The organism is Sulfuricurvum sp. (assembly GCF_028681615.1).
In the GTDB taxonomy this organism is placed as follows: Bacteria; Campylobacterota; Campylobacteria; order Campylobacterales; family Sulfurimonadaceae; genus Sulfuricurvum.
Map to the genome: position 1 here is coordinate 105,218 of NZ_JAQUHV010000005.1, position 25,953 is coordinate 131,170.

Here is a 25,953-nt window from a genome sequence, read left to right on the forward strand (position 1 = left end):
TCCTTTTAATGCGCTCATCTTATTATGAATTATAAAGTTTTTTTACTTCGATATACTCTCATACAGACGACTATACACTTTTGCGCTCTCAGACCAGGAGAAATCGCATTCCATGTTGTGGTTGGCAATCTCTTCAAATCTTTTCTTATCGATATAGAGCTCACACGCTTTTTGGACGGCTGAAAGAAGAGCGCGTGAAGCAGGCGTGTTAAATACGATTCCGTACCCAACCGAACTCCCCTCTTTGTAGTTTTCAAATTTTTTCACGGTATCGGCCAATCCGCCGACTCGATGCACTACCGGTAATGAACCGTATGCAAACGCAATCATTTGATTCAGCCCGCACGGCTCAAATAATGAGGGCATGAGGAGAAAATCACTCGCTGCATACATGCGGTGCGATAATGCTTCATCATATCCCACATGCAGACTGACATTTTTATGACTCTGTGCGATGGCATTTAACGCCGTGGAATACTCTTCTTCACCATCGCCTAAAATGGCGATATTGCATTCCAGCGCTGCCATTTTCGGGAGTGTTTCGATCAGCAGGTCGACCCCTTTTTGTCCGGTAAAACGACCGATAAAAACAAAAAGCGGTTTCGTGGCCCCTTTAAGAGCGAACTGTTTTAGAATATCGCTTTTAGAAGACTTCTTCCCTTTGACATTTTTATACGTACTCACCAGTGCAGTGTCACTCATAGGAGAAAAATGTTCCGGATCGATACCGTTGAGTATCCCTTGAAGTTTTCGGCTATGGAAGCTTAAAAATCCTTCCAAACCGCATCCGAATTCATGGGTCATAATCTCTTTTGCATAGGTAGGGCTGACGGTTGTAATAAAGTCGGCATATGCGATTCCCGCTTTCATGAAATTGACTTTGCCGTAGAATTCAACTGCATCCAGCGTAAAATAGCGGCTATCGACCCCTATCTGTTCCAAGACATCCGCTTCAAACACCCCTTGATATGCCAAATTATGGATCGTATAAAGCGTTTTGGTCGGTATCATCGGATCTTCGCGTATCAATAATGCGGCCAAAGCACACTGCCAATCGTTGAGATGGAGGATGTCGTAGTGTTCACTTCTAAGCAATGCAGCGATGATATGGGAAAAGAGTCCGAAGCGCAATGCATTGTCTTCATAACCGCACTCAGGCGGGCCGTAGAGATAATCACGTTCGCACAGCAACGGAGCATACACAAAACGGCACTCTACCCCTTCGAACAAACATCCGTATATCTCTATCGTATACTCTTCCCCACCCATCTCAATGTTAAAAGGTTCATGCAGCAGAGTGATATCATATTTATTCCGATCAATCGAGCGATACAAAGGTAGTATGACATGAACATCATACCGACTGCTTAAAGCCTTGGGAAGACTGTGCGCTACATCTGCCAACCCCCCGGTTTTTGCAAATGGATAGACTTCGCTTGCCGCGAACAACACTCTTTTAGCCATGATTATCTCCTCGTAAAAGTTTTGCCGCCAATTCCGGTTCCACCGGATTGATCATCATCTCCGTACTGATTTCAAACCCGCCGAACCGATAGATTCTGGGCATTATTCGAACGATCAGACGATGTGCGTCACATGCGTGTGATTCATCCCCTAACGGCGGTGTCGAAACCCAAAGGTTAAAGGCAAATTTGCTCAACTGCCCAGATAGTTTTTCCATCACTGCAACAAGCAAAGATGCAAGTTCATCCAAATGTTCATCACTCACAGTATCGATCTGGCCGACACATTTTTTCGATCCGATCATAACCTCAAAGGGATAACTGCTGGCAAAAGGACAAAAAGCGCTGAAGTCGCCCCGTTTTTCGATCATCCGTACCTCAGCTTCCTCCTCATCATTGATGATCGATTCCATTAAAGAGCGATTATAGTGCTGCATATACTCACGACTTCGACGGTAAAAATCACGCTGGGATTTTGGAACAAGCGGTAGTCCGATCAACTGCGTATGACAATGGCTTTGGGTTGAACCGGCATCGTAGCCTTCATTTTTAAAAAGGGAGATAAAGGTTATACGGTGATCGCGTCGTAAATCATCTACCCTTTGACGCAGTGTTTTAAGCCATGAGAGCATTTCATGATGATTCCATTGAGTCATTGAGAGATGATGCTTCGGGGTATCGATAATCACTTCATGCGCACCGAAGCCGTCCCAATACTCGAAAGTTCCGGCATGGTGTTGATGTGGTGCTTCGATTGCAACCGCTTTATAGAGGTTGGGAACGACCCGGGTTTGCCATCCCGGTTTATTACTGAGAGTGTCGGATTCGCGTATCGAAAAAATCTCTTTGGGAGTTGCAGATTCGTTTCCCTCGCAAAACGGACAAAAGAGCTCTGATGAACCTAATGCATCCGCATTGATATTATTAGGACGCTGAAGACGTTCGGGAGCAATAATGACATGGGTATCGTTCATGCGGTCATAACGTATTTCAGACACGGGCTATCTCCAGTGTACCTTCTACACTCAATGAGGTATCGAAGTCAAAAACAAATGCAATACTAAGACCTTGAACACTCAGATCGAATCCTTGTTCGCTTTGAGACAGTGTCTGAAGTTGAAAATAGTGGGCATTAAAAGGTTTATCCATACGGAAGGTGATTTTTTTCTTTAAAACAGTATCGATCATCTCAAAGCTTTGGATATGTTCGATACTTCCATTTTCTTCAAGCGGTATACCGTTGATCCGTAGCATATCATAATCGGAAAAATGGAAATTATGCTCCATCACATACGCAAATCTCCCTGTCGCCTCACTCTCCAACGTCATTGTAAAATCAATGGTATCCGCACCGAATGAAAAATTCTTGGTTAGCTTTGTATTCGCTTTCGTGTCGTTGTACAATCCGCCGTTACGCACAAATGTGATGTGGTTTTTACCCATAGAGGATTCAAAAGGCTGATTGGCAAAATCACCGTACTCACGGAAATTGCAATGACGGAACGACTCACTGTTAAAATGTTCATCACTGATATGATCGATAAACGAATTTTTCAAATACCAATCGTAGATGATGGCATCACGAAGCGAATCGTCGAATGAAGCGCTGGCATGATGGATCGTATCAATCCCCTCTTCTACGGGAGCCGATTTTTCACGCGGTGCTTCAAACAATCGCTTGTGGTATGCCTCTTTACGTCGGGTCAAAGTATTTTGATAATTGAAACACTTATCCCGAATATCAAGTTCCACAAGCTGTCCCCCGTGCGTTGCATCGAAACGGGAAATCAGTTTTGATGTGACCGACTTATATTTCGGATAACCGTCGAGTTCGTTGGTATCACTGACCAATACTTTTTTCTTACCGTAGCGGATATTTTCACACTCGATAAGATAGGTATATGCGTTGTCCCGCAAATTAGGGAGATAAAGTCCTCCGAACACCCCATGCCAGAGCGAATCATTTGTTTGGGCTTTATGCAAAGGGAGTTCAAAATCCCCCTCTCCCGCATGAAACGCACGGGATAGTTCGATGGTCCGTTTGTGCAATCGGTTGGATTCGGGATATTTTACAAAAAAGTTTTTCCACGTTCCCCCTTTGAGAAACTTTACCCCTTCACGCTCGTAGCGCTCCAGTCCCATCTCCTCTTTCAATGCTTCAAGAGCCAGCGCATCGTCGGCTTTTAGACTCCATTCGCCCATCTCGTAATACGAAACATTCGGCAGATAGGCAATACCGCGAGGATGATGGGACTTGAAATACTCGCCGTAATGGCGTGTTTCAATCGACTCATCGGCCAATACCGTTTGGACAAATTTTTGCAGCCACCCTTTTTCATAGACCCACTCATGCGTTCCTGGCCACATACCGAATTTTTCCGCATCATCAAAAATAATTGCTGCCGAATCGTTCTCACGGTTATACGATTTGATTGCGCGAATAGCACTCTCGACGTTTAAAAACGGTATTGCATAGCGGAGTTTTTGACTGATCGGGAAAAGTCCCATCGGAACTCCGCCCTCTTCACTCATGAAGTAACCGTCCAATACCTCTTTCTCAAATCCGGCACATTGAAAATGGTAATCATCCATCACCGTATATTTGATTCCGGCACAGTCCAGATCGGGGATCAAAGCAGACTCCCATACCCGTTCGGTAAGCCATGACCCTTGCGGAGCTTGTGAAAACCGCTCTTTGATCGAATCGTTCAACCGTCCTATCTGCGCTACCCGGTCGTCTGAGGGGATGACACTCAGAATCGGTTCATAATACCCCGCACTGAAAAATTCAATGCTCCCATTTTTTGCGAGCATGACTATTTTCTTATACAGTGAGGGACGCAATTGCTCTATTCGTTCCATCAGCCAACCGCTGCAATGAACCGAAAATTTAAATTCGGGATATCGGCTCATCACCTCGAAAAACGGTTCATAGCAGGTTTTTATCCCCAGTTCGATAACCCATTCAAAATTATCCACAGGCTGATGCATATGGATCCCAAACAGCAATGATGTCTTCATACTTTCTCCTATATAAACCAGTCGTTTGTAAAGTGTTCATCCAGTTCAAGGACTAAAAATCCGTTTGCAGGCATCGTCTGGATCACAGTTTCTTCCTGCAGCAATTCAAACCGTAAATGCAATGAAGTATTTGCATCAAAAAATTCGCGTGAGAGTGAAAATTCCAAACGGTTTCGAACACTCTTCGGTTCAAGTATTATACGTTGCTCTGTTTCTTGAATGGTTACAGCGACTTGCATATCACGTGAACCGGTAACAAGTCCGACAAATGCCGCATAGAGGGATGTGTCGTCATAGCCATAGTAAATAATATCAATAGGGCCGCGTATTCGATCCATTGTCGAAAAGCCCCCTCGCTCATCGATAACACCGCATCCGACCCACTCGAAAAAGGGGCTGTTTGGGTTACCGATGAGCGGGGAAATCATGTTATGCGGTTTTCGGGTTGTGGGTTTTAATGCTGCATCCGAAATGATCGTATCCCATAAATGCGATGGTATCTCTCTCCCCATCAAACGATAAATCTGTATTAAATGTTCTCGAAACAATGCATCAAATTCTAATGAAAACTCCGTGAAATGATCTTCACCATACCACCAAAACCAGTCACTGCACTCCGATGCAAGCAAATGGTACCGAATCTCTTCCGATATTTTGTTATTGATGCCGTACTGTTCCACAGCTCTGCGTGTTTCGAAGATAAGTTCCCACGCACGATTTTTTTCAGGATGTCCTACCCATGTATCGAACGTTCCGTGTATCCAGCTTCCGGGAGTGATATGATCTAACACCGTAATTTTGGATTCGCGTGACACCTCGTCCAACGTCGCGGTTTTACACCATGAGACAGTGGACAATGCTCCATACAAACCATTGAAAAAATCCAATCCGTTATTGGGATAGAATTCCCATGCATTTTCCCCGTCTACTATGACAAAAATATGGGGGGTTTTTTCTCGAAGCGCGATCTGATGAAGGGCCTCCATAAAATGGCTGCCCGCTTTCGACCCTTCCATATGACGATACTCAAATCCGATCAGATCACTTAGCCCATGGTCACGAAAAGCGATTGTAACTCCATCGAATTTGTAAGGCTTATAATGAGATGATGGCGAATTGTTTTGAAGAGTACGATGCAATATCGCTTCATCCGTTGCAATCCATTTTATCCCGAATTCTTTATACAAAGCAATACTTTTCTCATCGACCGCACCTTCAGCCGGCCAAAAACCGCTCGGTTTGCATTGAAATACACTCTCATACAATGCAATCGAGCGTGCCACATGCTCGCGTGCGTCTTCGACCAGAGGAAAAGCGGTCGCAGGCAGCTGTGTTGCCGGATTGGCGCGTGAGCCGTTCTCCATATCGATCAACAACGGCAATATCGGGTGGAAATAGGGAGTCGTTGAAACGGATATAATCCCTTTTCGCTGCAGATCGGCATATAACGGCAATATCTCTTGGACAAAACCGCTCAGTGAATCAAGCAACGCTTTTTTGTCCCCTTGCGTGTAGCCTTGTTTGTTCAAAAATAAGGTTTTGACACGATCATTTTGGGTTCGGAGATAATTTCCACACCAAGCGAGGAAAAACACCACTTCTAAATCAATCAGCTCTTCGTCCGAAAAAACTTCCAGATAATACAATTCACTATAGCGTTCTATCGGACGTACCATCGTCTCAAATTGCGTTGAGGTGCAGAGTTTAATAACCCATTCTCGCTCACTTATACTTAAATCGCCAGGATGCTTCATCCATAATGCAAGAAAAGCATCATATTTTAAAGGTTCACTATAAAGACGAAGCTGTTCGATCAATGAAGCACTGAGATTGAATGTTGACTTGAGGCCCGGATAGAGGCTCATCAACCACGGCATTTCATAATAATCTTTAATAGCGTGTAAAAATACCCAAGGCATTTTCATAACCCCGTCGCTCCCCCTGTAATCGGGCTGATGCATATGCCAGAAAAAAGAGAGACTAAGGGGTTGAGTTTCCATTACGCTCTAGACCACTCCTCGATTTTTGCCGTATACAGTTGCACGTAATGTTCTCCTCTTTCATTATTTTTCGCCTGGATCGTGAGATTCAAAGAATCGTTGTATTGATCCGGAATCATCAGAACCCAATCATCGGTATCGAACCATATTTTGACTCCATCGAGTGTAGAAGATTCTTTTCCTTTCGAGTCTTCGAGGAACTTGCGCATCATTTTGCCTTTTAATGCCTGCGTACACGGAAGCTGAATCGTTGTATAGAAAAAATGAGGCAATGATTTGATAATTTCAGAAAGTTTTACACCGTGTGCTACGATCATCTCCAAGATTTTAAGCGTTGCATACATCGAATCTCTGTGGGTTGCAAATTCGGTAAAGGTAAAATTCCCCTCTCCCGTTGCGACCAAATCATACGTCTTCATTTTTGATGCTTTGAAATTCGCATATTGTCCCCGTTCAATCTCAAGGTGATCAAAATAAACAATATCTGCTGCCCATGTCGGGAGGAAAACTCTCATTTTCTTTCCGGATGCTTTTGCTTCCATGTTGAGCAAACTTAACACTACATACAATGATGTTTGTTTGGTAAGCAAAACACCCTCATCACTGATGATATCAATACGTTGTCCATGCGGGAAAAGGACGAATCCTGCATCCAGTTTAAGTGCCCGAATTACGGCTCCTATATCATCATACGAGCGTTTTGCCGTATTATTGATGTTCGCCAGCCGCTGTTCATCTTCATAGGCGTTAAACATAATGTGTTCAACACCCAAGTCATTTAATATGGTTGGGAAGACTTCTGATGCCAATCCATGCATCACATCTACTGCAATACGGCAATCAAGACATTTAAAACGATGTGACTGCAATACAGTTTCCATCCCTTTTTTATATTCATGATATTCACGTTTATGATCAAGAGGAAAAATCTGTCCTATTTGAGTGTAGTCAACACGACGAAACGTCTCTTTGAAAAATGCTTTTTCTATTTTTTTCGCGACATCATTATTGATACGCAACGCTTCATTGTTATAAAAAGTAATAACGGTACTCGTCGGATCATCGAGTTTTTGATTGAAATGGACTCCGGCAGTGTAATTTTCATGAAACGAAAGGCTGCACCGCATGACGGCAGAAGGGATAGCATTATAATCAACAACATCGACTCCGGACGAAAGGAGCCCCCCTAAAAACGCCCGTTTCAACATTCTAGAACTTTTATCGTAATGGCGGGAAACCAACACGGTAGAGCCGACTGGAAGCTGTGCTCCGAACGATTCAGCCAGTTTGGTCGCCATTTCACATGAGAGTTCAATGTTTGATTTTCCGATAACCATCCCGTGTTCAAAAATTGAATTTTTGTATTTGCTTCCCAGAATAAGACTACGGCTTACAATTGCGGCATCTTCAATAACTTTGTTCGGCCAGATAGTGACGTCTTTTTCGATCGTCACCAACTCTCCGACTTCACACCCTTCCGCTAGGATCAATCCCGATTTAGCGGTCACATTTTTACCGATTTTATTGTAATTACAGATAACACAGCCGTCTAGCTTGGCATTTTTCCCGATCTCAACATCGTCCCATATTACACTGTTCGCGACTTTAGAAGAACTCCCGATTGTGACGTTATTGCCGATAACGACATTACTCAGTTTCGTTCCCCGTTTTACCGTTACATTTTTTCCGATCACTACGATACCGACTACTTCAACACTTTCATCCAACGTATTGTCTTCTTCGCAAATCAACACACCATCGAGATATTTTACTGCTTCTCCGCCAAGTTCAAATTTTATTTTTCCACTCAGGATATCCTCATATACATCACGGTAACTTTCAGGATTTCCTACGTCACGCCAATACCCTTGGGCATATCCGGCCATCAAATCGATCCCTTTTCGCATCAATAATGGGAACAAATCTTTCGCAAAATCAAAATTTTCATTTTTTGGGATATAGTCTAAAATCTCAGGTTCGATGATATAGATACCTGTGTTGATCGTATCACTAAAAACTTCTCCCCAGCTCGGCTTTTCGAGGAACTTTTCTATTTTTCCCTCTTCATTCGCTATGACAACACCAAATTCCAGAGGATTCTCAACCGATGTGAGCGTAATGGTCAATTTTGATTGTTTGGATTTATGATAATCAAAAATTTTCTGAAAATCGAAATCCGTTACCAAATCGCCGCTGATAATGATAAAGTTTTCATTTCCGATATATTCTTCTGCCTTTTTAACCGCACCGGCCGTTCCGTAATCGTCATCCGGAATGACATAAGTAATATCAATTCCCCACTTGCTTCCGTCTTGGAAATAATCTTTGATAACGTCTGGTTTGAAATAGAGGAGGATAATGAACTCTTTGATTCCCAAATTCCGCAAACTCACTATAGTATGTTCCATCATCGGACGGTTCATAATCGGTAACATCGGTTTAGGGATAGAATTTGTAAGCGGCTGAATACGTGTACCGAATCCGCCAGCCATGACGACAGCTTTCATAAGAGTTCCTTCGTGCGTAAAGTAATCTGTTCAGCCAATACTGTATCGGCTGAACCATTTTAGTCCTCGATATTAACATATTGAGTTAATCTTTTGATACTAATGCTTAATCATAACATACGTTCGACACAAATTATTACATTATTATCACTGAACTTTCTCAGAAACGATTATATTGAAAAAATAGTCTGTTTCATAACGATTCTACTCAATAATTTAATCCTAAAATCATTCGTCATTCCACAATAATAGAAAAACAATGATATTCGTTTTTATAATCGTAAGAAAGTGTATATCCGTGTCTATTTACAATTTTACTCACGATATTTAGCCCTAAACCGAATCCTTGTGTCGTTCGAGAGTTCTCTTGCCTAGTAAAGGGGGTCAAGAAATAAGTAAAATCTTTTTCGAGCGGTTTGCCGTGATTCAAAACGGTAATACGATTTAAATCGACGTCCAAGATGATAGGAAGCCGATCAGTATATTTTAGAGCATTATCCATCAAATTTTTCAATGCAAGCGAAAGATAGTATAAATCTCCCTCTAAAATAAAATTATTTTTTATCTCTATTTTTACAGCCGATTCATCCACAAGACATAGTTTCGAGAGAGCTTCCATGACCAATGTTTCCGCACTGAATTTTTCAGATTGCAGGGTGTCTGTCGCTTGCAGTTTTTCAATTTCCAGAAGTTCCCGTGTAAGTTGATCCAGCTCTTGGAACGAATGTTTCAACGTCTCTTTGACTTTGGAATCTTCAATCTGTTCCAGTGCAAACAGCCCTCTGGCGATCGGTGTCCGCAACTCGTGCCCGACATCACGCAAAAGCTCTTGACGTGATAGGATCAGATTTTCGATGGTTTGTGCCATCTCATTATAGGTACGCGCCACTTCACCGATCTCATCATTCGATCGAACTTCACTGCGGCTGCGGTAAGCACCTTTGGCAAAATTACGCATACTGGATGCAATAGAATTAAGCGGTGAGAGCATTCGTACGATACTGATAAAAATTATGATCAATACCGCAATATCCGCGACAACAAGCGCATTGAGTACCCAGCCATTTTTTTGTGCTTCCTGAAAGCTCTGATCATGCAGATACATCTCATCGTCAATGTAGCGCACGTGCAATACATAATCGCCGCTTTTCGATTCAAATATTTCAAATACACCGAAGGTATGCGGTTGGCGAATGAGCATTCTTTTGGGAAGAACCGGAGCAGTTTTGGCCAAATTGATCGATTTGAGTTTAGTATCGAGTTCATTGGCCGATGATGTTGCCATCCAAGAGAATATTTTACGTCCGTCTACGATGTATTTTTGGAGAATGAGAGATTCATATTTTTGAGTATTGATCGTATCGATTTGATACCCTATGCCAATCATAAGGAGAAGACTGATACTAAATAAAAGGGTGATTTTGGTAAAGATCGACATCACTTATCCTGTAAATTTGTAGCCGATTCCCCAAACCGATTTGATATAACGGGGTTCTTTGGCATCATCGCCGATTTTTAAACGGATATTGCTGATATGCATGTCGATAGTGCGGTGTTTGATCTCGTCACCCAGCCCTAATGAACCGATAATCTGATCGCGGGAGAGGTTTTTGCCCCGATTTTTAACCAGAAGCCAAAAGATATCGAATTCGATCCGTGTCAAATCGATCGGATACCCTTCCATGGTGACGGATTTATTTGATTCGTCAATTGTAAAATCGGATACGACATGCTCATTTTTTCGTCCGTATCGACGTAAAACCGCTTCCAAACGCAATACCAGTTCCCGCGGTTCATACGGTTTATCGAGATAGTCATCGGCTCCGAGATCGTATCCGTATATTTTGTTCCCGATATCGGTGCGGGCGGATGAGATGATGATGGGGATATCCAGTCGGCTTTTAATCATTTTGGCCACATCAAATCCGTCCATACCCGGAAGCATTAGATCCAAAACAACGATATCATACGGTTCTTTTCGATCCAGCAAAGATTCAAGGGCTTGTTTAGGATCGGCAAATCCTCTCCCTTCAAATCCATAGGATTCCAAAAATGAGACCATCAGTTCTTGCAGAGCGATGTCATCTTCGATCAACAGGACTTTTTTACTCAATCTCCCACTCCTTCATATGATGAATAAACCGTCGTTTTTGCTCCGGAGTCAAAATCGTATGCAGTCGCTCAAATAACCGTACACGAATCTCGATCGACATACGCTCCATCTCCATATTTTTAGCTCGAAACGATTCTGCATCGAACGTCGGGGCAAGAAATAAACCGTTAATATCCTGCTGAGTTTTCTCGCTTTGATGATGATATCTGCGATATGCCTGCTGATACTCTTTCATTGCATCTTCTATTGAGCGAAGCTGTTGCTGTGTCAATCCCAAATCATCCAGATCCATCGGAAAACGGTGTCCGTCACTGTCGGCATACGAGGGATTGATCAACGCCAAACAAAGGGACATGCCCAACACTGCCAACCACTTCATCGTTCTCCCTTTCATATCGCTTTTATCGAATTATCTTCGATAGTCCCCTGCTCTACATCACTGTGACACGCTTTGCAGTTCGCACGGCTTTTAATACTATCGCGTTTAAAGACTTCCGCCGGTATATCTCTGTGCGTCCGTTTCCAAAACGGTGTTTGGGTAAATGCTATCATATCGCGATTTTGAAGCGATTGCATCATTTTTACCGACATCTCCTGCGTAGACTTTTCTGCAGAGTGTGCCAACAGATAGGCCAAGATCGTTTGATGATCCACAGGATCAAGCGAAGCATCATCGCCGAAATGGTTCGATAGATCCCCCATCAGTTTCGTCCACGATTCGCTCGGTAACAGCGTCGGAGGATAAAGGGTATGACAGGAACCGCACTCATTGACAAAAGCCGGATTGGCTTTTGCATAATCGACTTTTTGATTGTATCCGAGTGCGATAGGATTGTTCGGTACGCTGAGCGTATAGATGAGAAATGCGATGGTACCGCCGATTCCTATGATCGCAACCGTCTTTTGCGCGAATGACAAAACGGCGTTCTCACCCTCAAAGTTTTTATGCCCGTCAACGATAGAGTTAAGCGTGCGATCCGATTTGTGCAACACTCTGTCACTCAACACTCCCATGACGTGTGCCGCAATCAATACCCATAGTAGATTCACGAAAAACTCGTGTATCTCACCAAACCATTTCATATCCGAAAAGTAACCTGCATGTAAAAATGCGAGCACCCCTCTATTTTCCTGTATCCCATAAGCAAGCATTCCGCTTATCGTCGCGAGTGCGACAGTTGTGAGCATCGCAATCATCACAAAACTTGCTGCCGGATTGTGCCCGATATAGTGTCGAGACGGATTCAATAATGATAGAAGATACTCTTTGAGCGCGTCAAACCGCAGAGTAAAATCAGTGAAACGGGAATATTTCGGTCCCATAATTCCCCATACGATCCGAAATACCAGTAATATTCCTACTGCACTCCCGATCGCCGCATGCAGCGAGAGCCATCGATCTTCCAACGAGGCGACCCACGCCCCGAGGATTAAAGAAACAAACAGCCAGTGGAACAACCGTGTCGGAAGCGTCCAAACATATACCCGTTTCATGATAATCTCCTATTTATTCCCAACTGCCATAATTTGGGATTCGTATTTCGCGTTCACGATAACTGCCGCTGGCTGCTTTCGTATGACATGCGGCACAATTGGCGAAACTTTTTACATCCGCTTGCATGACCATTTTTTGCGGTACCTCACGATGTTCACGTTTAAAATTCGGTGTTTCGGATATTCGTAATGCGATCTCCCCGCCCATCCCCGTCATACGGTCATTTCTGGAAGCATGTGTTGACAAATAGGTTTGGATCGTTTTGTGATCTGCCGGATCAAGCGAAGCATTCGTTCCGAAATGACTTTCCAGCGTATTCATCGTTTTGTCCCATGAACGCTTAGGCAAAAACTCGGGCTGATAGGCAATATGACATGCACCGCACTCTTTTTGGTACAGAGCCATCGTTGTCTTTTCTTGTTTCGTCATCGGTTTTGTTACCACAGTAGAAGAGTGGTGTTCATGCTCTTCATTATCGTCTCCGGCATAAAGATACGCTCCTCCGGCCAGGATAAGTGCTGCCACTGATATATTTAATAGTGTTTTCATGGTATTTCTCCGTTAATTTTTCATAATGTAGGTGAGGACATCACCTTTTTCTTGCGCAGTTCCCTCACGGGCATAGACATCCATGAAATTGCGTCTTAGCCATTTGGTGACCTCTTTGGTACTGGTAAGACGCTGCGGATTGGCACTCGGAGAGAGCGGATCGATCACTTTCCCGGTAAGAGCATTTTTCCCCGGATTGGCTAGATTGATAGTATGGCAGCTGGTACATGCCATCGGTTTACCCTGTTTTCCGGTGTGGCTCGAGGTAAATATCTCTTTACCTCGAGCAGCATCAAACCCGCTGAAAGAGCGATTTTCTGTTTTTGCTGCAGTTTCCAGTTCTTTCATATATTGAACGACTTCGGGTGATGCCGCCATCAGCGACATCGAAAACATAGCTACGATTGCAAGGTATTTCATAACCTTCCTCCTCTTATTTGATGTTCAAATCTTAGGACAAAGTTGTCAATCCGTACCGTCGTTTCTCTTGACACTTTCTTGACATATAAACACTGATCTACCTATTCTATTATTCTTTCAGTCGGATCAAATATTACGGTTGAATTTCGGTTCGGTCTATTAAGTTGGGCTATAATGTAAAACCGTAAATTTTATTGGATGGAGCCACTCTATGTCTGAATCCACTACTATAACTGTCGATGGAAATGAAGCCGTCGCACTGGTCGCCCATAAAATCAATGAAGTCATCGCAATCTACCCCATAACCCCCTCTTCACCAATGGGAGAATTCAGCGATATTTACAGTTCAAAAAGGGAAAAAAACATTTTTGGCACCGTTCCTGAAGTGTACGAAATGCAAAGCGAAGGGGGAGCGAGCGGCGCCGTTCACGGTGCCCTCCAGACGGGTGCCCTGACGACGACGTTTACCGCTTCTCAGGGTCTTTTGCTGATGATCCCCAATATGTACAAAATCGCGGGGGAACTCACCGCAACCGTCTTTCATGTCGCGGCACGTTCACTGGCGGCGCAGGGGCTCTCCATTTTCGGCGATCACCAAGACGTTATGGGGGTTCGGCAGACCGGATTTGCCCTTTTGGCATCGAATTCGGTTCAAGAGGCCCACGATTTTGCCCTCATATCCCAAGCGGCAGCGCTCCGCTCCCGCATCCCATTTCTTCATTTTTTTGACGGGTTTCGAACGTCGCATGAGGTGAGCCGGATCGAGCAGTTAAGTCTTGATGATCTCAAAGTCATGATCGATCCGGAGTTGGTAGAACAGCATCGAAAACGGGGTCTTAATCCCGAACATCCCGTACTGAGGGGAACGTCCCAAAATCCGGATGTCTATTTCCAGGGACGGGAAAGTGTCAACCGATACTATCAGGCATTGCCGACTATTCTGCAAAATGAGATGGACCGTTTTTATGATTTGACAAAACGCAGATACAGCCTGTTTGACTATTCAGGTGCAGAAGATGCCGAGCGCATCATCGTTCTTATGGGTTCGGGTGCGGAAGCGGTCGAGGAGAGCGTAGCGTACCTCAATGCCCAAGGCTCAAAAGTGGGGATGATTAAAGTCCGTCTCGCTTTACCGTTCGCACAGGAGGCCTTTATACAGGCACTTCCGAAATCACTCAAATCGATCGCCGTATTGGATCGCACCAAAGAATCTGGAAGTTTGGGAGAGCCGCTGTATCACGATGTCGTAACGACCCTTTTCGAACATCGTGAAACCCTCCCCTTTGCAATGCCCGCCATTATCGGCGGCAGATACGGGCTCTCATCCAAAGAGTTCACCCCGGCCATGATCATCGGTATTTTCGATGAACTGGCCAAAACGGCTCCTAAAAATCATTTTACGATCGGTATTGATGATGATGTGACCTTTACGTCGCTCGAATACGATCACGATTTTATTCTGGAAAACAAAGACCAGTTTCAGGCTGTTTTTTACGGGCTCGGTTCGGACGGTACCGTCGGTGCGAACAAAAATACGATCAAGATTATCGGTACCCAGACCGATAACTATGCCCAAGGCTATTTTGTTTATGATTCCAAAAAATCAGGCTCGATGACCACGTCACATCTGCGTTTCGGAAGCAAACCGATACAATCGAGCTATCTCATCCAGAAAGCCGATTTTGTCGCCGTACACCAAGCCGTATTCCTGGAAAAACTTGATCTGCTCGAAATTGCCAAACCCGGTGCCATCTTTTTGCTCAACTCCCCGTATCCGAAGGAAGAGGTATGGAATCGGCTTCCGCGTGTCACACAAACGCAGATCATTGACAAAAAGATTCGATTCTTCGCAATCGATGCGTATAAGGTTGCACAGGCCTCCAAAATGGGGCGTCGCATCAATACGGTGATGCAGACCTGTTTCTTTGCCATCAGCGGGATTCTCAGTAAAGACGAAGCGATGAAAAAAATCAAAGCGTCCATCCAAAAAACCTACGGTGCCAAAGGGGATGTCATTGTCCAGATGAACTATGACGCCGTAGATACAACTCTCGAGAATCTCTTTGAGATCACTGTACCAGATACTGTCAACAGCGCTCAGGAACTCCATCCGATTCTCAAAGGGAATATGACTCCGTTCATCGAGGAGGTGATCGGAAAAATCAGTGCGTTCAAAGGGGATCAGGTTCGTGTATCGCAAATGCCCGATGACGGTACCTGGCCGACCGGAACGGCTCAGTATGAAAAGCGAAATATTGCTCAGGAAGTCCCGTTTTGGGATGCCGACACCTGTATCCAGTGCAACAAATGCGTCTCGGCATGTCCCCATTCCGTTATCCGCTCTAATATTTTCGACGCATCATTTCTGGAAAACGCACCGCAAGGGTTCAGCGCCAAAGCGGCAAAAGGAAAAGAATACGGGGAGAACGACCGATTCGCTATCTCGGTTGCCGTCGAAGACTGTACCGGATGCGCGCTGTGCGTAGAAGTGTGTCCGGCCAAAAACAAATCCCAAACCAATCTAAAAGCGATCAATATGGTTCCGCAGCTGCCGTTGCGCGAAAGCGGTATCAAACAGTGGGATTTTTTCCTCTCGCTGCCAAAAATGGACCGTTCCACACTCGATCACAGCAATCTCAAAGATTCGCAGTTCCTTGAGCCCCTCTTTGAGTTTAGCGGGGCATGTCCGGGATGCGGAGAGACCCCTTATGTCAAACTCGCGTCTCAGCTTTTCGGGGATCGTATGGTCATTGCCAATGCAACCGGATGCAGTTCAATCTACGGCGGCAATCTTCCTACGACACCGTGGCGTAAAAACGATGAGGGAAGAGGACCGGCATGGTCGAATTCGCTGTTTGAAGACAATGCGGAGTTCGGTCTCGGATTTCGTCTGGCCATCGATTCGCACACGGAGCGTGCAAGACAATTGCTTGTAAATCTCAAAGATCTGTTGGATACATCCATAGTAACCGATATTCTCAGCGCCGAACAACATGACGAATCGCAGATCAATGCCCAACGCCTAAGGGTTGAAACCCTGAAAAAATCGTTGGAAACGCTTGATCATGAGGAGGCCAAAACCCTGCTCGGACTATGTGATTATCTGGTCAAAAAATCGGTCTGGATCATGGGAGGTGACGGATGGGCATACGATATCGGATACGGCGGACTCGATCACGTCCTTGCCAGCGGTAAAAATGTCAACATTCTCGTCCTCGATACGCAGGTCTATTCCAACACCGGAGGGCAGCAGTCCAAAGCGACCTTCACCGGCGCCGTGGCAAAATTTGCTGCAGGGGGAAAAGCGGCAATGCCAAAAGACCTCGCAGCCATGGCTATCAATTATCAAAACGTTTATGTCGCCAAAGTCTCATTAGGGGCAAATGACACGGCAACCGTAAAAGCGTTTGTCGAAGCGGAACGGTATGACGGCCCGTCGATCATTATCGCCTATTCGCATTGTGTCGCACACGGATATGATCTGAAATACGGGTTTGATCAGCAAAAAAGAGCGGTTGATAGCGGTCTGTGGCCGATCTTTCGTTTTAACCCCGACAAAATCAAAGAGGGAGAAAATCCGATGACGCTCGATTATAAAGGGCCGAAAATCGACGTCAAAGATTTTATGTATCGTGAAACCCGATTTAAAATGGCAGAAAAAATGAATAAAGATGCAGCCGATTCCTATTTGGCAACTGCGGCTCAAACCGCTCAATCGCTCTACCACCGATACCAAAATCTGCACCAATATTATCAACCGTCCGAGGAGGAGAAATAATCATGGAACTCTCTACAACATTTTTAGGCTTAGAACTTAAAAACCCCCTGATCGCGAGTGCATCACCGTTGACCGCCTCACTGGACAGTATCAAAAAACTTGAAGACAACGGTATCGCCGCCGTCATCATGCACTCTCTTTTCGAAGAAGAGATTACCCATGAGATACGACAAATCGATCATTTTTTACACATTAACAACAATTCGTATGCGGAAGCCACCAGTTACCTCCCCAGCGAGGTCGATTTTGACAATCTCCATGCCGATCACTATCTTGAAGAGATACGTCGGATCAAGGAGTCGGTATCCGTTCCGGTAATTGCCTCACTGAACGGTGCTTCCGCCGGAGGCTGGGTCAACTATGCGACCAAACTCCAAGAAGCCGGTGCCGACGCATTGGAGCTCAACATCACCTACATTCCCACTTCAATGCAGCTGCGAGGAGATGAAGTGGAGCAGATGTATATCGATACGGCTGCAATGCTCGCACAGCATATTTCAATACCGCTGAATGTCAAAATGAATCCCTATTTTTCCAGTCCGGCCAATATGGCAAAACGGTTTGTCGATGCGGGGGTCAAAGGGCTGACCCTTTTTGACAACCCTACTCTCGTCGATGTCGATCTTGAACTGCTAAGCCCGTTGCAGCATGCCAATATCACCTCATCCGCCCGATTGAGTGAAACCCTGCGATGGTGTGCGCTTCTTTACAACAAACTCCCCTGCACCCTCTGTGCCAATACCGGAGTCCACAGCGGAGTCGATGTCCTCAAAGCCATCATGAGCGGCGCGGATGCAACGGCATTGGCTTCCGTGCTTCTGATCAAAGGGGCAGCGGAAATACAAAACATATTATCTGATATTATTGAGTGGATGGAGAAGCATGAATATGAATCGATTACTCAGATGAAGGGGAGCATCTCTCTTTGCCATACCGATAACCCTTCCGCATATGAGCGCAATTCCTACATGTATGCTCTGCAGCATTATCGCCGTTAAGATTCGTGTGATTCGGGAATGAAAACGGCGTTCAACCATGTAACTTTAATCGTTTTATTAGCAGCACTTACATCGGTTACACCGCTCTCTATCGATACGTATCTGCCATCAATGCCTGCCATCGCACATTCTCTCGGTGTAGGTATTGAAAAAATCGAAGCGACCATCAGTATTTTTCTTTTGTTTTTTGCCATCGGTCAGATGGTGGGAGGGATCCTTTCAGACAGGATGGGAAGACGAAAAACCGCTCTCTTGGGTCTTGGTATTTTTTCACTTGCCAACTTTGCCCTCTATCTTACGACATCATTGAATGAACTTTACCTTTTCCGTGCCGTTCAGGCATTTGCTGGTGGATTGGCCATTGTCAACTCCTCCGCCATCGTCCGCGATCTTTTCCACGGTACGGAGGCGGCCAAAGTTTTTTCAACCATTGCCTCCATTACGATGATTGCACCGATGATCGCACCGGCTATCGGTTCAGTAATCATCTCCTTTTTTCCATGGAACACTGTTTTCTTGTTTTTAGGCATCTACTCCTCTGCCGTGACATTCGCTCTTTTCTCTAAGCTTCCTGAAACAGGGAGCCGTTCCACAACCAATATACTCGACGCCTATAAAAGAGTTTTGACCCACAGAGAAGCGATCAGCTATATTTTGGCGCTCACCTTCAGTTTTTCGGGGATGTTCATATTTATAGAAAAATCGAGCTTTATCTATATGGAATATTTCAGAGCCGACCACCGCCTTTTCCCGTTTCTCTTCGGTGCCAACGTTCTGGTTATGATCGGTATGACCCGTTTAAATATCAAGCTTGTTAAAACATTTCAGCCCCGCTCGATTTTAAAAACTGGGATAACGGTCCAGTTTATCGCAGGGCTTACCCTTCTGGGCATATCATTTCATCCAAATATTGTTGCGGTATTTGTTGTTATGACACTCTACGTCGGTATTTTGGGATTGATATTCGGAAACGGAATGTCATTGGCATTGGAATTTTTCAAACACGACAGCGGCGTTGCCAACTCGGTGATCGGAGTAACCGAATTCACCATCGCGGGAGTGATCGGTTACATCGCTTCCTCTTTTAATACAGGTGAATTGACCCCTGTCTTTGTAATGATGTCATTGACTTCATTCATGGCGATATTGGCACTGCGTTTAAACGTAAAACAGCTCTCGTAAAGCTTTTATCGGTGATCGTGCCGATCATCATGATCATGCCATTCATGTCTGTTGTATCTATCTTCTCTTCTCTCTTCTCGTCGATCTTCTCGTCGTTCAAATCGACGTTCATAACCTCGTTCATAACGACGGTCATTCCATGTATAATACACCCGAGCCGGTTCAACACGGACAATACGAGTCTGCGTATAGACAACTTTTTGCGGTGCCTGATGACATACGGTGTGTACAGAAAGCTCGTTATGATAGTTCATACTATCGTGAGCCATCAGGGCTGTTGTTGCTGTTAACGCTAACGCGATCATAATCTTTTTCATGGGTTGTTTCCTCCGCTACTTTTATTTTGCAGCAGTATAGAACCCATCCGTGGAGCAATTGTGAACTGCTAATATCATCTCAAGTTCAGCTTGACAATTCATTTACTAAGCCCATGTACAATATCCACACATATCTTTGATAGTTGAGAGGATTTTTCAATGTATAGACATACTACCCCTACGAAAAGATTTTTAGCTTCAGCCCTGCTTACAACAGGATTATTGGGTGTCGTTCCGCTTATCGGAGATGATCTCATTCAGCCTGAGGGCATACAAACGATACAAGAGCAAGTATCACGGCGGATTGATTCACAACTTTGCAATAAACAATTTCAGTGCAGTAAAACGGGACTTGTCATCCAATTTTTACCCAATGCAAAAGCACTCTTTATGCATCCAGATTCCGAACAAATGCTAAAGGCTGATTATACTGTCCATTTTAACCGTCATATCGCCATGAATGTGTATGAAAACCCTTCCAAAAATTTTGATTTGATGATGCATGACGTTATGATGCACCCGGAAGGTTTTGTTGCCAATGTTAATCGGGAAGATCGTTATTTTCAAAAGGTCTGACCTGCCTATACGTTAGCTATGAATCATTAACTTTTTTGCAAATTATTTTGCTCGTCTAAAAAATATACAATTTAATCATCATTTTTAATATTGTTAATAATAATTATTCACTAATTTATGTTAAAATCCGATCAAGAATCACAAATTTAACGAAAGAATATACCCGATGTTCGAATTGCATAGAAATATCATTCAAACTTTTATTACTGAGGACATTAGAGACATCAGCACGTATGGTGGCTATAAAGGTGCCTATATTCTCAAAATAACGACCAAGCGTTTGACAGTTGCTGAAAAGATTGCGGCGTATTGTGAAAGCCTTGGTGGTGAAGCGGTAATAAAAGAAAATCATAATCTAATTATTTTTGAAGTGTATTGTATTGCTGAGGACCCATCGGTATATACCCTAAAAACGACTGAACATCCGTTTGAATACGGTCTGAAGATTAAGTAAAATACGAATGAGAAATCAGCTAAAAAAGATCGCCAGAGGGTTTGTACCGACAGTATTATTTCTGACACTTCTTTTTTCATTGGTTCGTATCTACCAAATCGAGGACATCAGTATGCATCCGGCTTTGATGGACGGAGATTACGTCATCGTTGAAAATATCAGTGCCGGTATCCATGTCCCTACATTTTTCGGCTATATTAATAAACATCTGTACGATCATCCGGATGGGATTCATCGCGGGGACATACTCGTGTTTAAACATCCGCTTGATGATAGGCTCTATATCAAGCGTTGTGCCGCATTACCGGGGGATAGCGTTATGGAACACAATAAAATCTTCTATCTTCAGATTGCATCGGACGATAATATGACACGTCGCTATGCACTGAAGTATTCATTAAAGACGGTAACAATCGACGGGGAGTTGTGGATAAAAGCTCCCTATGCTTCCTACTATTGTATCCCCCATTTTGACAATATTACCGGCCCGAAATTTCTCTTTGCGTACCCTAAAACCCGAATTCCTCAAGGGTATTATTTTATGCTGGGTGACATGCGTGACAATTCTACGGACAGCCGTTTTTTTAATGCCGTTCCTTATGATTCCATCTATTACAAGCTCTGGATTCGTATCGCACCTTCAAAAACACTTGAGGAATTAGGCTCGATCAGATTTTTCGACGCGGCATAAACAAATATCCATCGTCGATTGGTTTATAATGTCAAACATACCATCTAAAGGCCGGCAATGATTCAAACCCCTTTTCTTGCTGTAGACGGCATTGTTGAAATGTACAGTAGTACTGGTGAATTTGAAGGGATAGTTCTCATAGAGCGGTTGAACACTCCTAGAGGGCTTGCATTGCCCGGGGGATTCGTCGACATCGGAGAAACGGTAGAATCTGCCGTTGTCCGTGAAATGAAAGAAGAGATATCTCTTGATGTTACCCGAAATTCATTGTTCGGTGTCTATTCGGATCCTGCCCGTGACTCTCGGTTCCACTGCGTCTCTATTGTCTATATCTGCAAAGCTTCCGGTACGCCGAAAGGGGCCGATGATGCGAAAGAAGCATTTGTCTATCGCCTCGAAGATATCCCGTATGGGAAGCTCGTGTTCGATCATGCCCGGATTATACGGGATTATTGTTCAACCAAACAGGCGTAAACTCCATGCTCAACAAAAATACTCTCAAATACCTCTATCAAGATTTGGATGAGCTTATTCGGCAGTACCGGGACAATCAAATAGACCGATTTTCCTTTGTCTCCGAAGTGGAGCGTTTAAAGCAGGCGAATGAAGTACTCCTGAACGGAAATGAAGACTTTGCGGAATTGGTTGAAAGCGCCCTGTATGAAAAAGAGTATGAGATTTTGGAACAAATGGCTAAAACCGCTATTGAAAATGCCATAGTACCCTCTTCACCCGTCAAAATACTCATATTAAGCGGTGCCGGTATCAGCGCCGAAAGCGGCGTCCGTACCTTCAGGGACAGCGACGGTTTATGGGAAGAATACGACGTTATGGAAGTGTGCTCTGTGGAAGGGTTTGAACGTAATCCAAAACTGGTTGCCGATTTTTATGATGCACGACGATCTGATTTGGAAAGCAAGCAGCCTAATCTTGCACACGATACAGTTGCACGGCTCAAACGTAAATATCCCGCCCGAATCGATGTCCTCACCCAAAATGTCGATGATCTCTTTGAACGTGCCGGATGCCCGGATGTCATCCATCTGCATGGGACGCTAACCGATTTGCGTTGTGAAGAGTGCCAAAGTGTCTTTACAAAAGCCAAAGCAGTGTCGTCTGCCCTGCATGTCACAGTACAAAAATCCGCCATAATGTCGTCATGTTCGGCGAAGAGGCACCGATGTATCAAAAGCTTCAACACTCACTCGATGAATGCGATGTATTTGTTGTTATCGGAACAAGCGGGAAGGTTCTTAATATTGGATGGTTTGCACAATGGTTTGAGCACTCGCTTTTAAATAATCTGGATCCTGATGAGAATTTGGACCCTTATTTTAAAGTCGTCTATCACGAAAAAGCAACGGAAGCGGCACACAAGATTGAAGCCTATATTGAGGAATTGTTAACCCGTTTTGACTAAAATCAAAGGTAAATCGCCGCACTACCTAATCGTAAAATTCGCAAATGCACCTTCGACGCTCAAAGCACTTTTATAACGTGCTTGTGTCAGCGTTACCAATTTCGTCTTTAAATCACAAACAGCAATACGGAAGTTCGATCCCATAGTCGGTTCAACTATACAGATAATCTTACCCTCTAATTCCCGTGTCGCATGGATATTTCCTTGCAGTTGATGAAAAAAATATTTCGGATAGCTCAGAGGTGTGATTTCGACAACTTCCGCATATCTTTTTTTATCCAATGTAGCGGCGATCATGAGAGCATCGTCGTAATTATCGAACTGGACACACCAATCGTCAAATATTTTGTTAAAGTGATCCAGATCCTCATCTAAAAATCCGCCTGCCGGAGATTGTAAGGCAAAAATACTCATTGTTAAGACCTTGATAATATGAAAAGTTGCACGTAAATTGCTAAAGGTTGATTTTTTTATTCTTAAACGGGTATTTTACAATATTCGAACACTATTTGAATTGTATGACTATGTTCCGATGAGGGAACCAACGTGTTTCATCATCGATTAAAAGGAAAACGATAATGACACTCGCTGTATCCTCCTGCCTTCTGGGCGAACACATCCGCTTTGACGGAGGGCATAAACGTGACCGTTTCATCACGGATGAGCTGAGCCAATTCGCCGAGTTTGTCCCTTTTTGTCCTGAGCACCTCGCATTCGGAACTCCCCGCCCATCCGTGCGGCTTGTCACGGTACAAGGAGATATTCGAGTCCAATCCAATAAAACGGGGGATGATCTTACTGATTCCCTTATCCAAACCAGCCGTAACGAACTTTTCAATCTCGAATCCAAGCCGCTGTGCGGAATCATCTTCAAATCCAAATCCCCCAGCTGCGGGATGAAAAGTGCCAAACTCTATCTCGAAAACGGCTACTGCGAAGGGAAAGAAGACGGTGTATTTATGCATCTGTGCCGCGAACGTTTTCCTCTGCTGCCGATGGAGGAGGAAGGGCGGCTTGAGGACGCATGGCTGAGAGAAAATTTCGTCATGCAGGTCTTTGCGTACGATGCGTATGAGCGCTTCAAATCAACAAATCCTACGATAAGCGATTTAGTCCGTTTTCATACGATCAACAAATTCATGCTTCAATCCAAAGACGAAGCCCTCTATCGGGAGTTGGGTAACGTCGTCGCTAATCGGGAAAACCATACATTGGAGACACTGTTAGGAATATACGAACTGGGATTTAAAACTGCTATCGCACGAAAAAGCTCGATCAAACGGACCCGCAATGTATTAGAACATTTGGCAGGGTTTTTCAAAAATGAATTGAGTAAAAGTGAAAAAGAGACTCTCCATACGCAGATAGACGATTACGCCTCTAAAATCATCCCCCTAATCGTCCCCGTCTCGACGATCCATCTTTACGCTAAAAAATACAACATCGAATATCTGCTCGACCAAACGTTTCTGAACCCGTATCCGAAAACGCTCTCTTTGCGTTCCCATATCGACAGCGGGAAATAAAAATGCGGCGGATACTGTGGTTTCGGCGTGATCTCAGAGTCCTAGACAACCGTCTCCTTTCCCAAGAAGGCAATGTCCTCCCTATCTTTATTTTCGATACTGCCATCCTCGATAAGCTCTCTTCAAACGATCGTCGGATGACGTTTATTTTCAACGCACTGATCCGCTTAAAAGAGCAACTAAAAACCCGCGGACTCGATCTAGCTCTCTTCTACGGAAAGCCGACCGAAGTATTTCAATGGCTTTTATCAAAAGAGTATTTTGATGAGGTGTGCGCTTCGGGAGATTATGATCCCTACGCACGTGAACGGGACCGTGACGTATCGCATCTTCTGCCCTTTACCTATCTTCACGATACCTATATTTTCCGGCCGGATGAAGTTCTCAAGAGCGACGCATCTGCCTATCTGGTTTTTACTCCGTATTACAACCGTGCCAAATCCGTTTTTCGCCAGGAACATATGGCGGAATCTGTCGTTGCATCGCAAACGCTTATCCCGTTTGCTTATCATGTTATCCACCGTATCGAAGGAAGCACTCATACCGATCGGCCCATTTCTCTCACATCGATCGGATTTAGTGAACAGTCATTGACATCTCATCAACGTCTTCTGCCGGAAGAAAAACTGAATATTTTTGCCGGGAAATTGGCCAATTATTCCCATGATCGTGATTTTATGGCACTCCATGCCACTTCGGGACTCAGCACTGACCTCCGTTTCGGTACCCTCTCCATCCGTGCCCTACTTCGGTGGCTGGCAGAGCAAAAAAAATCCGGAATCGACACCGAGCCATTTTTTCGCCAGCTCGTCTTTCGTGACTTTTATGCCATGCTTTTGTACCATTTCCCCCATCTGGTCGATCAAAACTTCCGTTATCCGTTCAGAGGTATCGAAAACAATCATTATTTTGAGGCATTTTGCACTGCCCGCACCGGAGTCCCTATCGTTGATGCAGGCATACGCGAATTATTGGAGAGCGGAGAGATGCACAACCGTGTACGGATGATCTGCGCCTCATTTTTAACCAAAAATCTTCTGTTGCCGTGGCAATGGGGGGAACGGTTTTTTGCGCAGCATTTGATGGATTACGATGCAAGTTCGAATATCCTCTCATGGCAATGGAGCGCGGGGACGGGAGTCGATCCGCAGCCCTATTTTCGAATTTTTAACCCCTATACCCAAAGTGCCAAATTCGATAAAGAGGGAGACTATATCAAAACCCGTCTGCCTGAGTTATCGAATCTCCCGTCCAAACTATTTTCCGATGAAGCAGCATTAACCCAAAACGTATGGGAAACGTATCCTCAACCCATCGTGGATCATAAAAAAAGTTCCAAACAGGCTTTGGATTATTTTAAAAGTGTGCTTTTAACCTAATCCTTGTGTGGATTTTGCCGAATGATATTATTCCTCTATCCGCTGCAGGTTTCAGTGCTATAAT

General features: G+C 44.3%; 22 protein-coding genes and 1 pseudogene. 10 read left to right on the forward strand and 13 right to left on the reverse strand.

All coding sequences use genetic code 11. The features are described from left to right. Window positions 1-42: 42 nt before the first annotated feature. The 11 genes from PHE37_RS07555 to PHE37_RS07605 form a co-directional block, all read right to left on the reverse strand. Complete coding sequence (locus PHE37_RS07555; RefSeq protein ID WP_299994140.1) at window positions 43-1,464, reverse strand: glycogen/starch synthase; 1,422 nt, start codon at window positions 1,462-1,464, stop codon at window positions 43-45. Next, window positions 1,457-2,461, reverse strand: a complete 1,005-nt coding sequence (locus PHE37_RS07560; RefSeq protein ID WP_299994139.1) for a UTP--glucose-1-phosphate uridylyltransferase — start codon at window positions 2,459-2,461, stop codon at window positions 1,457-1,459. The genes PHE37_RS07555 and PHE37_RS07560 overlap by 8 nt, the downstream gene beginning before the upstream one ends. Continuing rightward, window positions 2,454-4,484, reverse strand: coding sequence for an alpha-amylase/4-alpha-glucanotransferase domain-containing protein (locus tag PHE37_RS07565; RefSeq protein ID WP_299994137.1), 2,031 nt, complete (start codon window positions 4,482-4,484; stop codon window positions 2,454-2,456). Before PHE37_RS07565 ends, PHE37_RS07560 begins: the two co-directional genes overlap by 8 nt. 8 nt (window positions 4,485-4,492) lie before the next feature. Next, window positions 4,493-6,484: a glycoside hydrolase family 57 protein gene (locus PHE37_RS07570; RefSeq protein WP_299994134.1), complete on the reverse strand. Its 1,992-nt coding sequence runs from the start codon at window positions 6,482-6,484 to the stop codon at window positions 4,493-4,495. Next, on the reverse strand, window positions 6,484-8,991 hold the full coding sequence (locus PHE37_RS07575) for a sugar phosphate nucleotidyltransferase (protein ID WP_299994132.1): 2,508 nt from the start codon (window positions 8,989-8,991) through the stop codon (window positions 6,484-6,486). Before PHE37_RS07575 ends, PHE37_RS07570 begins: the two co-directional genes overlap by 1 nt. Window positions 8,992-9,226: 235 nt before the next feature. Next, window positions 9,227-10,429, reverse strand: coding sequence for an ArsS family sensor histidine kinase (locus PHE37_RS07580; RefSeq protein WP_300008370.1), 1,203 nt, complete (start codon window positions 10,427-10,429; stop codon window positions 9,227-9,229). A 3-nt stretch (window positions 10,430-10,432) separates the two neighbouring features. Beyond that, entirely contained in the window at window positions 10,433-11,104 is a 672-nt protein-coding gene (locus tag PHE37_RS07585; RefSeq protein ID WP_299994128.1) for a response regulator transcription factor, read from the reverse strand. After that, window positions 11,097-11,483 carry a periplasmic heavy metal sensor gene (locus tag PHE37_RS07590; protein WP_299994126.1) on the reverse strand — a complete coding sequence of 129 codons (387 nt, stop codon included), beginning with the start codon at window positions 11,481-11,483 and terminating at the stop codon, window positions 11,097-11,099. The genes PHE37_RS07585 and PHE37_RS07590 overlap by 8 nt, the downstream gene beginning before the upstream one ends. An 11-nt stretch (window positions 11,484-11,494) precedes the next feature. After that, window positions 11,495-12,598: a cytochrome b/b6 domain-containing protein gene (locus tag PHE37_RS07595; protein ID WP_299994124.1), complete on the reverse strand. Its 1,104-nt coding sequence runs from the start codon at window positions 12,596-12,598 to the stop codon at window positions 11,495-11,497. A 13-nt stretch (window positions 12,599-12,611) separates the two neighbouring features. Further along, window positions 12,612-13,148, reverse strand: coding sequence for a diheme cytochrome c (locus tag PHE37_RS07600; RefSeq protein WP_299994122.1), 537 nt, complete (start codon window positions 13,146-13,148; stop codon window positions 12,612-12,614). 12 nt (window positions 13,149-13,160) lie between these two features. Further along, window positions 13,161-13,568, reverse strand: a complete 408-nt coding sequence (locus PHE37_RS07605; protein WP_299994120.1) for a DUF1924 domain-containing protein — start codon at window positions 13,566-13,568, stop codon at window positions 13,161-13,163. 211 nt (window positions 13,569-13,779) lie between these two features. On the opposite strand from PHE37_RS07605, the gene nifJ reads away from it, so the two are divergent. Genes nifJ through PHE37_RS07620 form a run of 3 tightly spaced genes read left to right on the forward strand, consistent with a single transcriptional unit; the run spans window position 13,780 to window position 19,526 of the window. After that, complete coding sequence (gene nifJ, locus PHE37_RS07610) at window positions 13,780-17,346, forward strand: pyruvate:ferredoxin (flavodoxin) oxidoreductase (protein ID WP_300008372.1); 3,567 nt, start codon at window positions 13,780-13,782, stop codon at window positions 17,344-17,346. Window positions 17,347-17,348: 2 nt separating this feature from the next. Next, on the forward strand, window positions 17,349-18,344 hold the full coding sequence (locus PHE37_RS07615; protein WP_299995477.1) for a dihydroorotate dehydrogenase-like protein: 996 nt from the start codon (window positions 17,349-17,351) through the stop codon (window positions 18,342-18,344). Between the two features lie 18 nt (window positions 18,345-18,362). After that, window positions 18,363-19,526, forward strand: coding sequence for a multidrug effflux MFS transporter (locus tag PHE37_RS07620; RefSeq protein WP_299995478.1), 1,164 nt, complete (start codon window positions 18,363-18,365; stop codon window positions 19,524-19,526). Between the two features lie 5 nt (window positions 19,527-19,531). On the opposite strand, the gene PHE37_RS07625 is transcribed toward PHE37_RS07620, so the two are convergent. After that, window positions 19,532-19,843 carry a hypothetical protein gene (locus PHE37_RS07625; RefSeq protein ID WP_299995480.1) on the reverse strand — a complete coding sequence of 104 codons (312 nt, stop codon included), beginning with the start codon at window positions 19,841-19,843 and terminating at the stop codon, window positions 19,532-19,534. Between the two features lie 159 nt (window positions 19,844-20,002). Between PHE37_RS07625 and PHE37_RS07630 the strand changes: the two genes are divergently transcribed. The 5 genes and pseudogenes from PHE37_RS07630 to PHE37_RS07650 all read left to right on the forward strand — a co-directional run bounded on the left by PHE37_RS07630 (window position 20,003) and on the right by PHE37_RS07650 (window position 22,984). Then, window positions 20,003-20,419, forward strand: coding sequence for a hypothetical protein (locus PHE37_RS07630; RefSeq protein WP_299995481.1), 417 nt, complete (start codon window positions 20,003-20,005; stop codon window positions 20,417-20,419). A gap of 166 nt (window positions 20,420-20,585) precedes the next feature. Then, a complete protein-coding gene (locus PHE37_RS07635) occupies window positions 20,586-20,873 on the forward strand; it encodes a hypothetical protein (RefSeq protein WP_299995483.1) in 288 nt (95 codons plus the stop codon). 7 nt (window positions 20,874-20,880) lie between these two features. Next, the gene (gene lepB / locus PHE37_RS07640; RefSeq protein ID WP_299995485.1) at window positions 20,881-21,564 is read left to right on the forward strand and encodes a signal peptidase I; all 684 of its coding nucleotides are present in this window, start codon (window positions 20,881-20,883) and stop codon (window positions 21,562-21,564) included. 57 nt (window positions 21,565-21,621) lie between these two features. Beyond that, window positions 21,622-22,038, forward strand: coding sequence for an NUDIX hydrolase (locus tag PHE37_RS07645; protein ID WP_299995487.1), 417 nt, complete (start codon window positions 21,622-21,624; stop codon window positions 22,036-22,038). A 215-nt stretch (window positions 22,039-22,253) separates the two neighbouring features. Next, window positions 22,254-22,984: pseudogene (locus tag PHE37_RS07650) on the forward strand (Sir2 family NAD-dependent protein deacetylase). Between the two features lie 21 nt (window positions 22,985-23,005). On the opposite strand, the gene PHE37_RS07655 reads toward PHE37_RS07650, so the two are convergent. Next, window positions 23,006-23,398, reverse strand: a complete 393-nt coding sequence (locus PHE37_RS07655) for a hypothetical protein (protein WP_299995488.1) — start codon at window positions 23,396-23,398, stop codon at window positions 23,006-23,008. A 164-nt stretch (window positions 23,399-23,562) separates the two neighbouring features. Between PHE37_RS07655 and PHE37_RS07660 the strand changes: the two genes are divergently transcribed. Together PHE37_RS07660 and PHE37_RS07665 are read left to right on the forward strand one after the other, a co-directional pair. After that, on the forward strand, window positions 23,563-24,510 hold the full coding sequence (locus PHE37_RS07660; RefSeq protein WP_299995490.1) for a DUF523 and DUF1722 domain-containing protein: 948 nt from the start codon (window positions 23,563-23,565) through the stop codon (window positions 24,508-24,510). Window positions 24,511-24,512: 2 nt separating this feature from the next. Then, window positions 24,513-25,889 (forward strand): deoxyribodipyrimidine photo-lyase, encoded by a 1,377-nt coding sequence (locus tag PHE37_RS07665; RefSeq protein WP_299995492.1) that lies wholly within the window; start codon window positions 24,513-24,515, stop codon window positions 25,887-25,889. The last annotated feature ends 64 nt before the right edge of the window (window positions 25,890-25,953 follow it).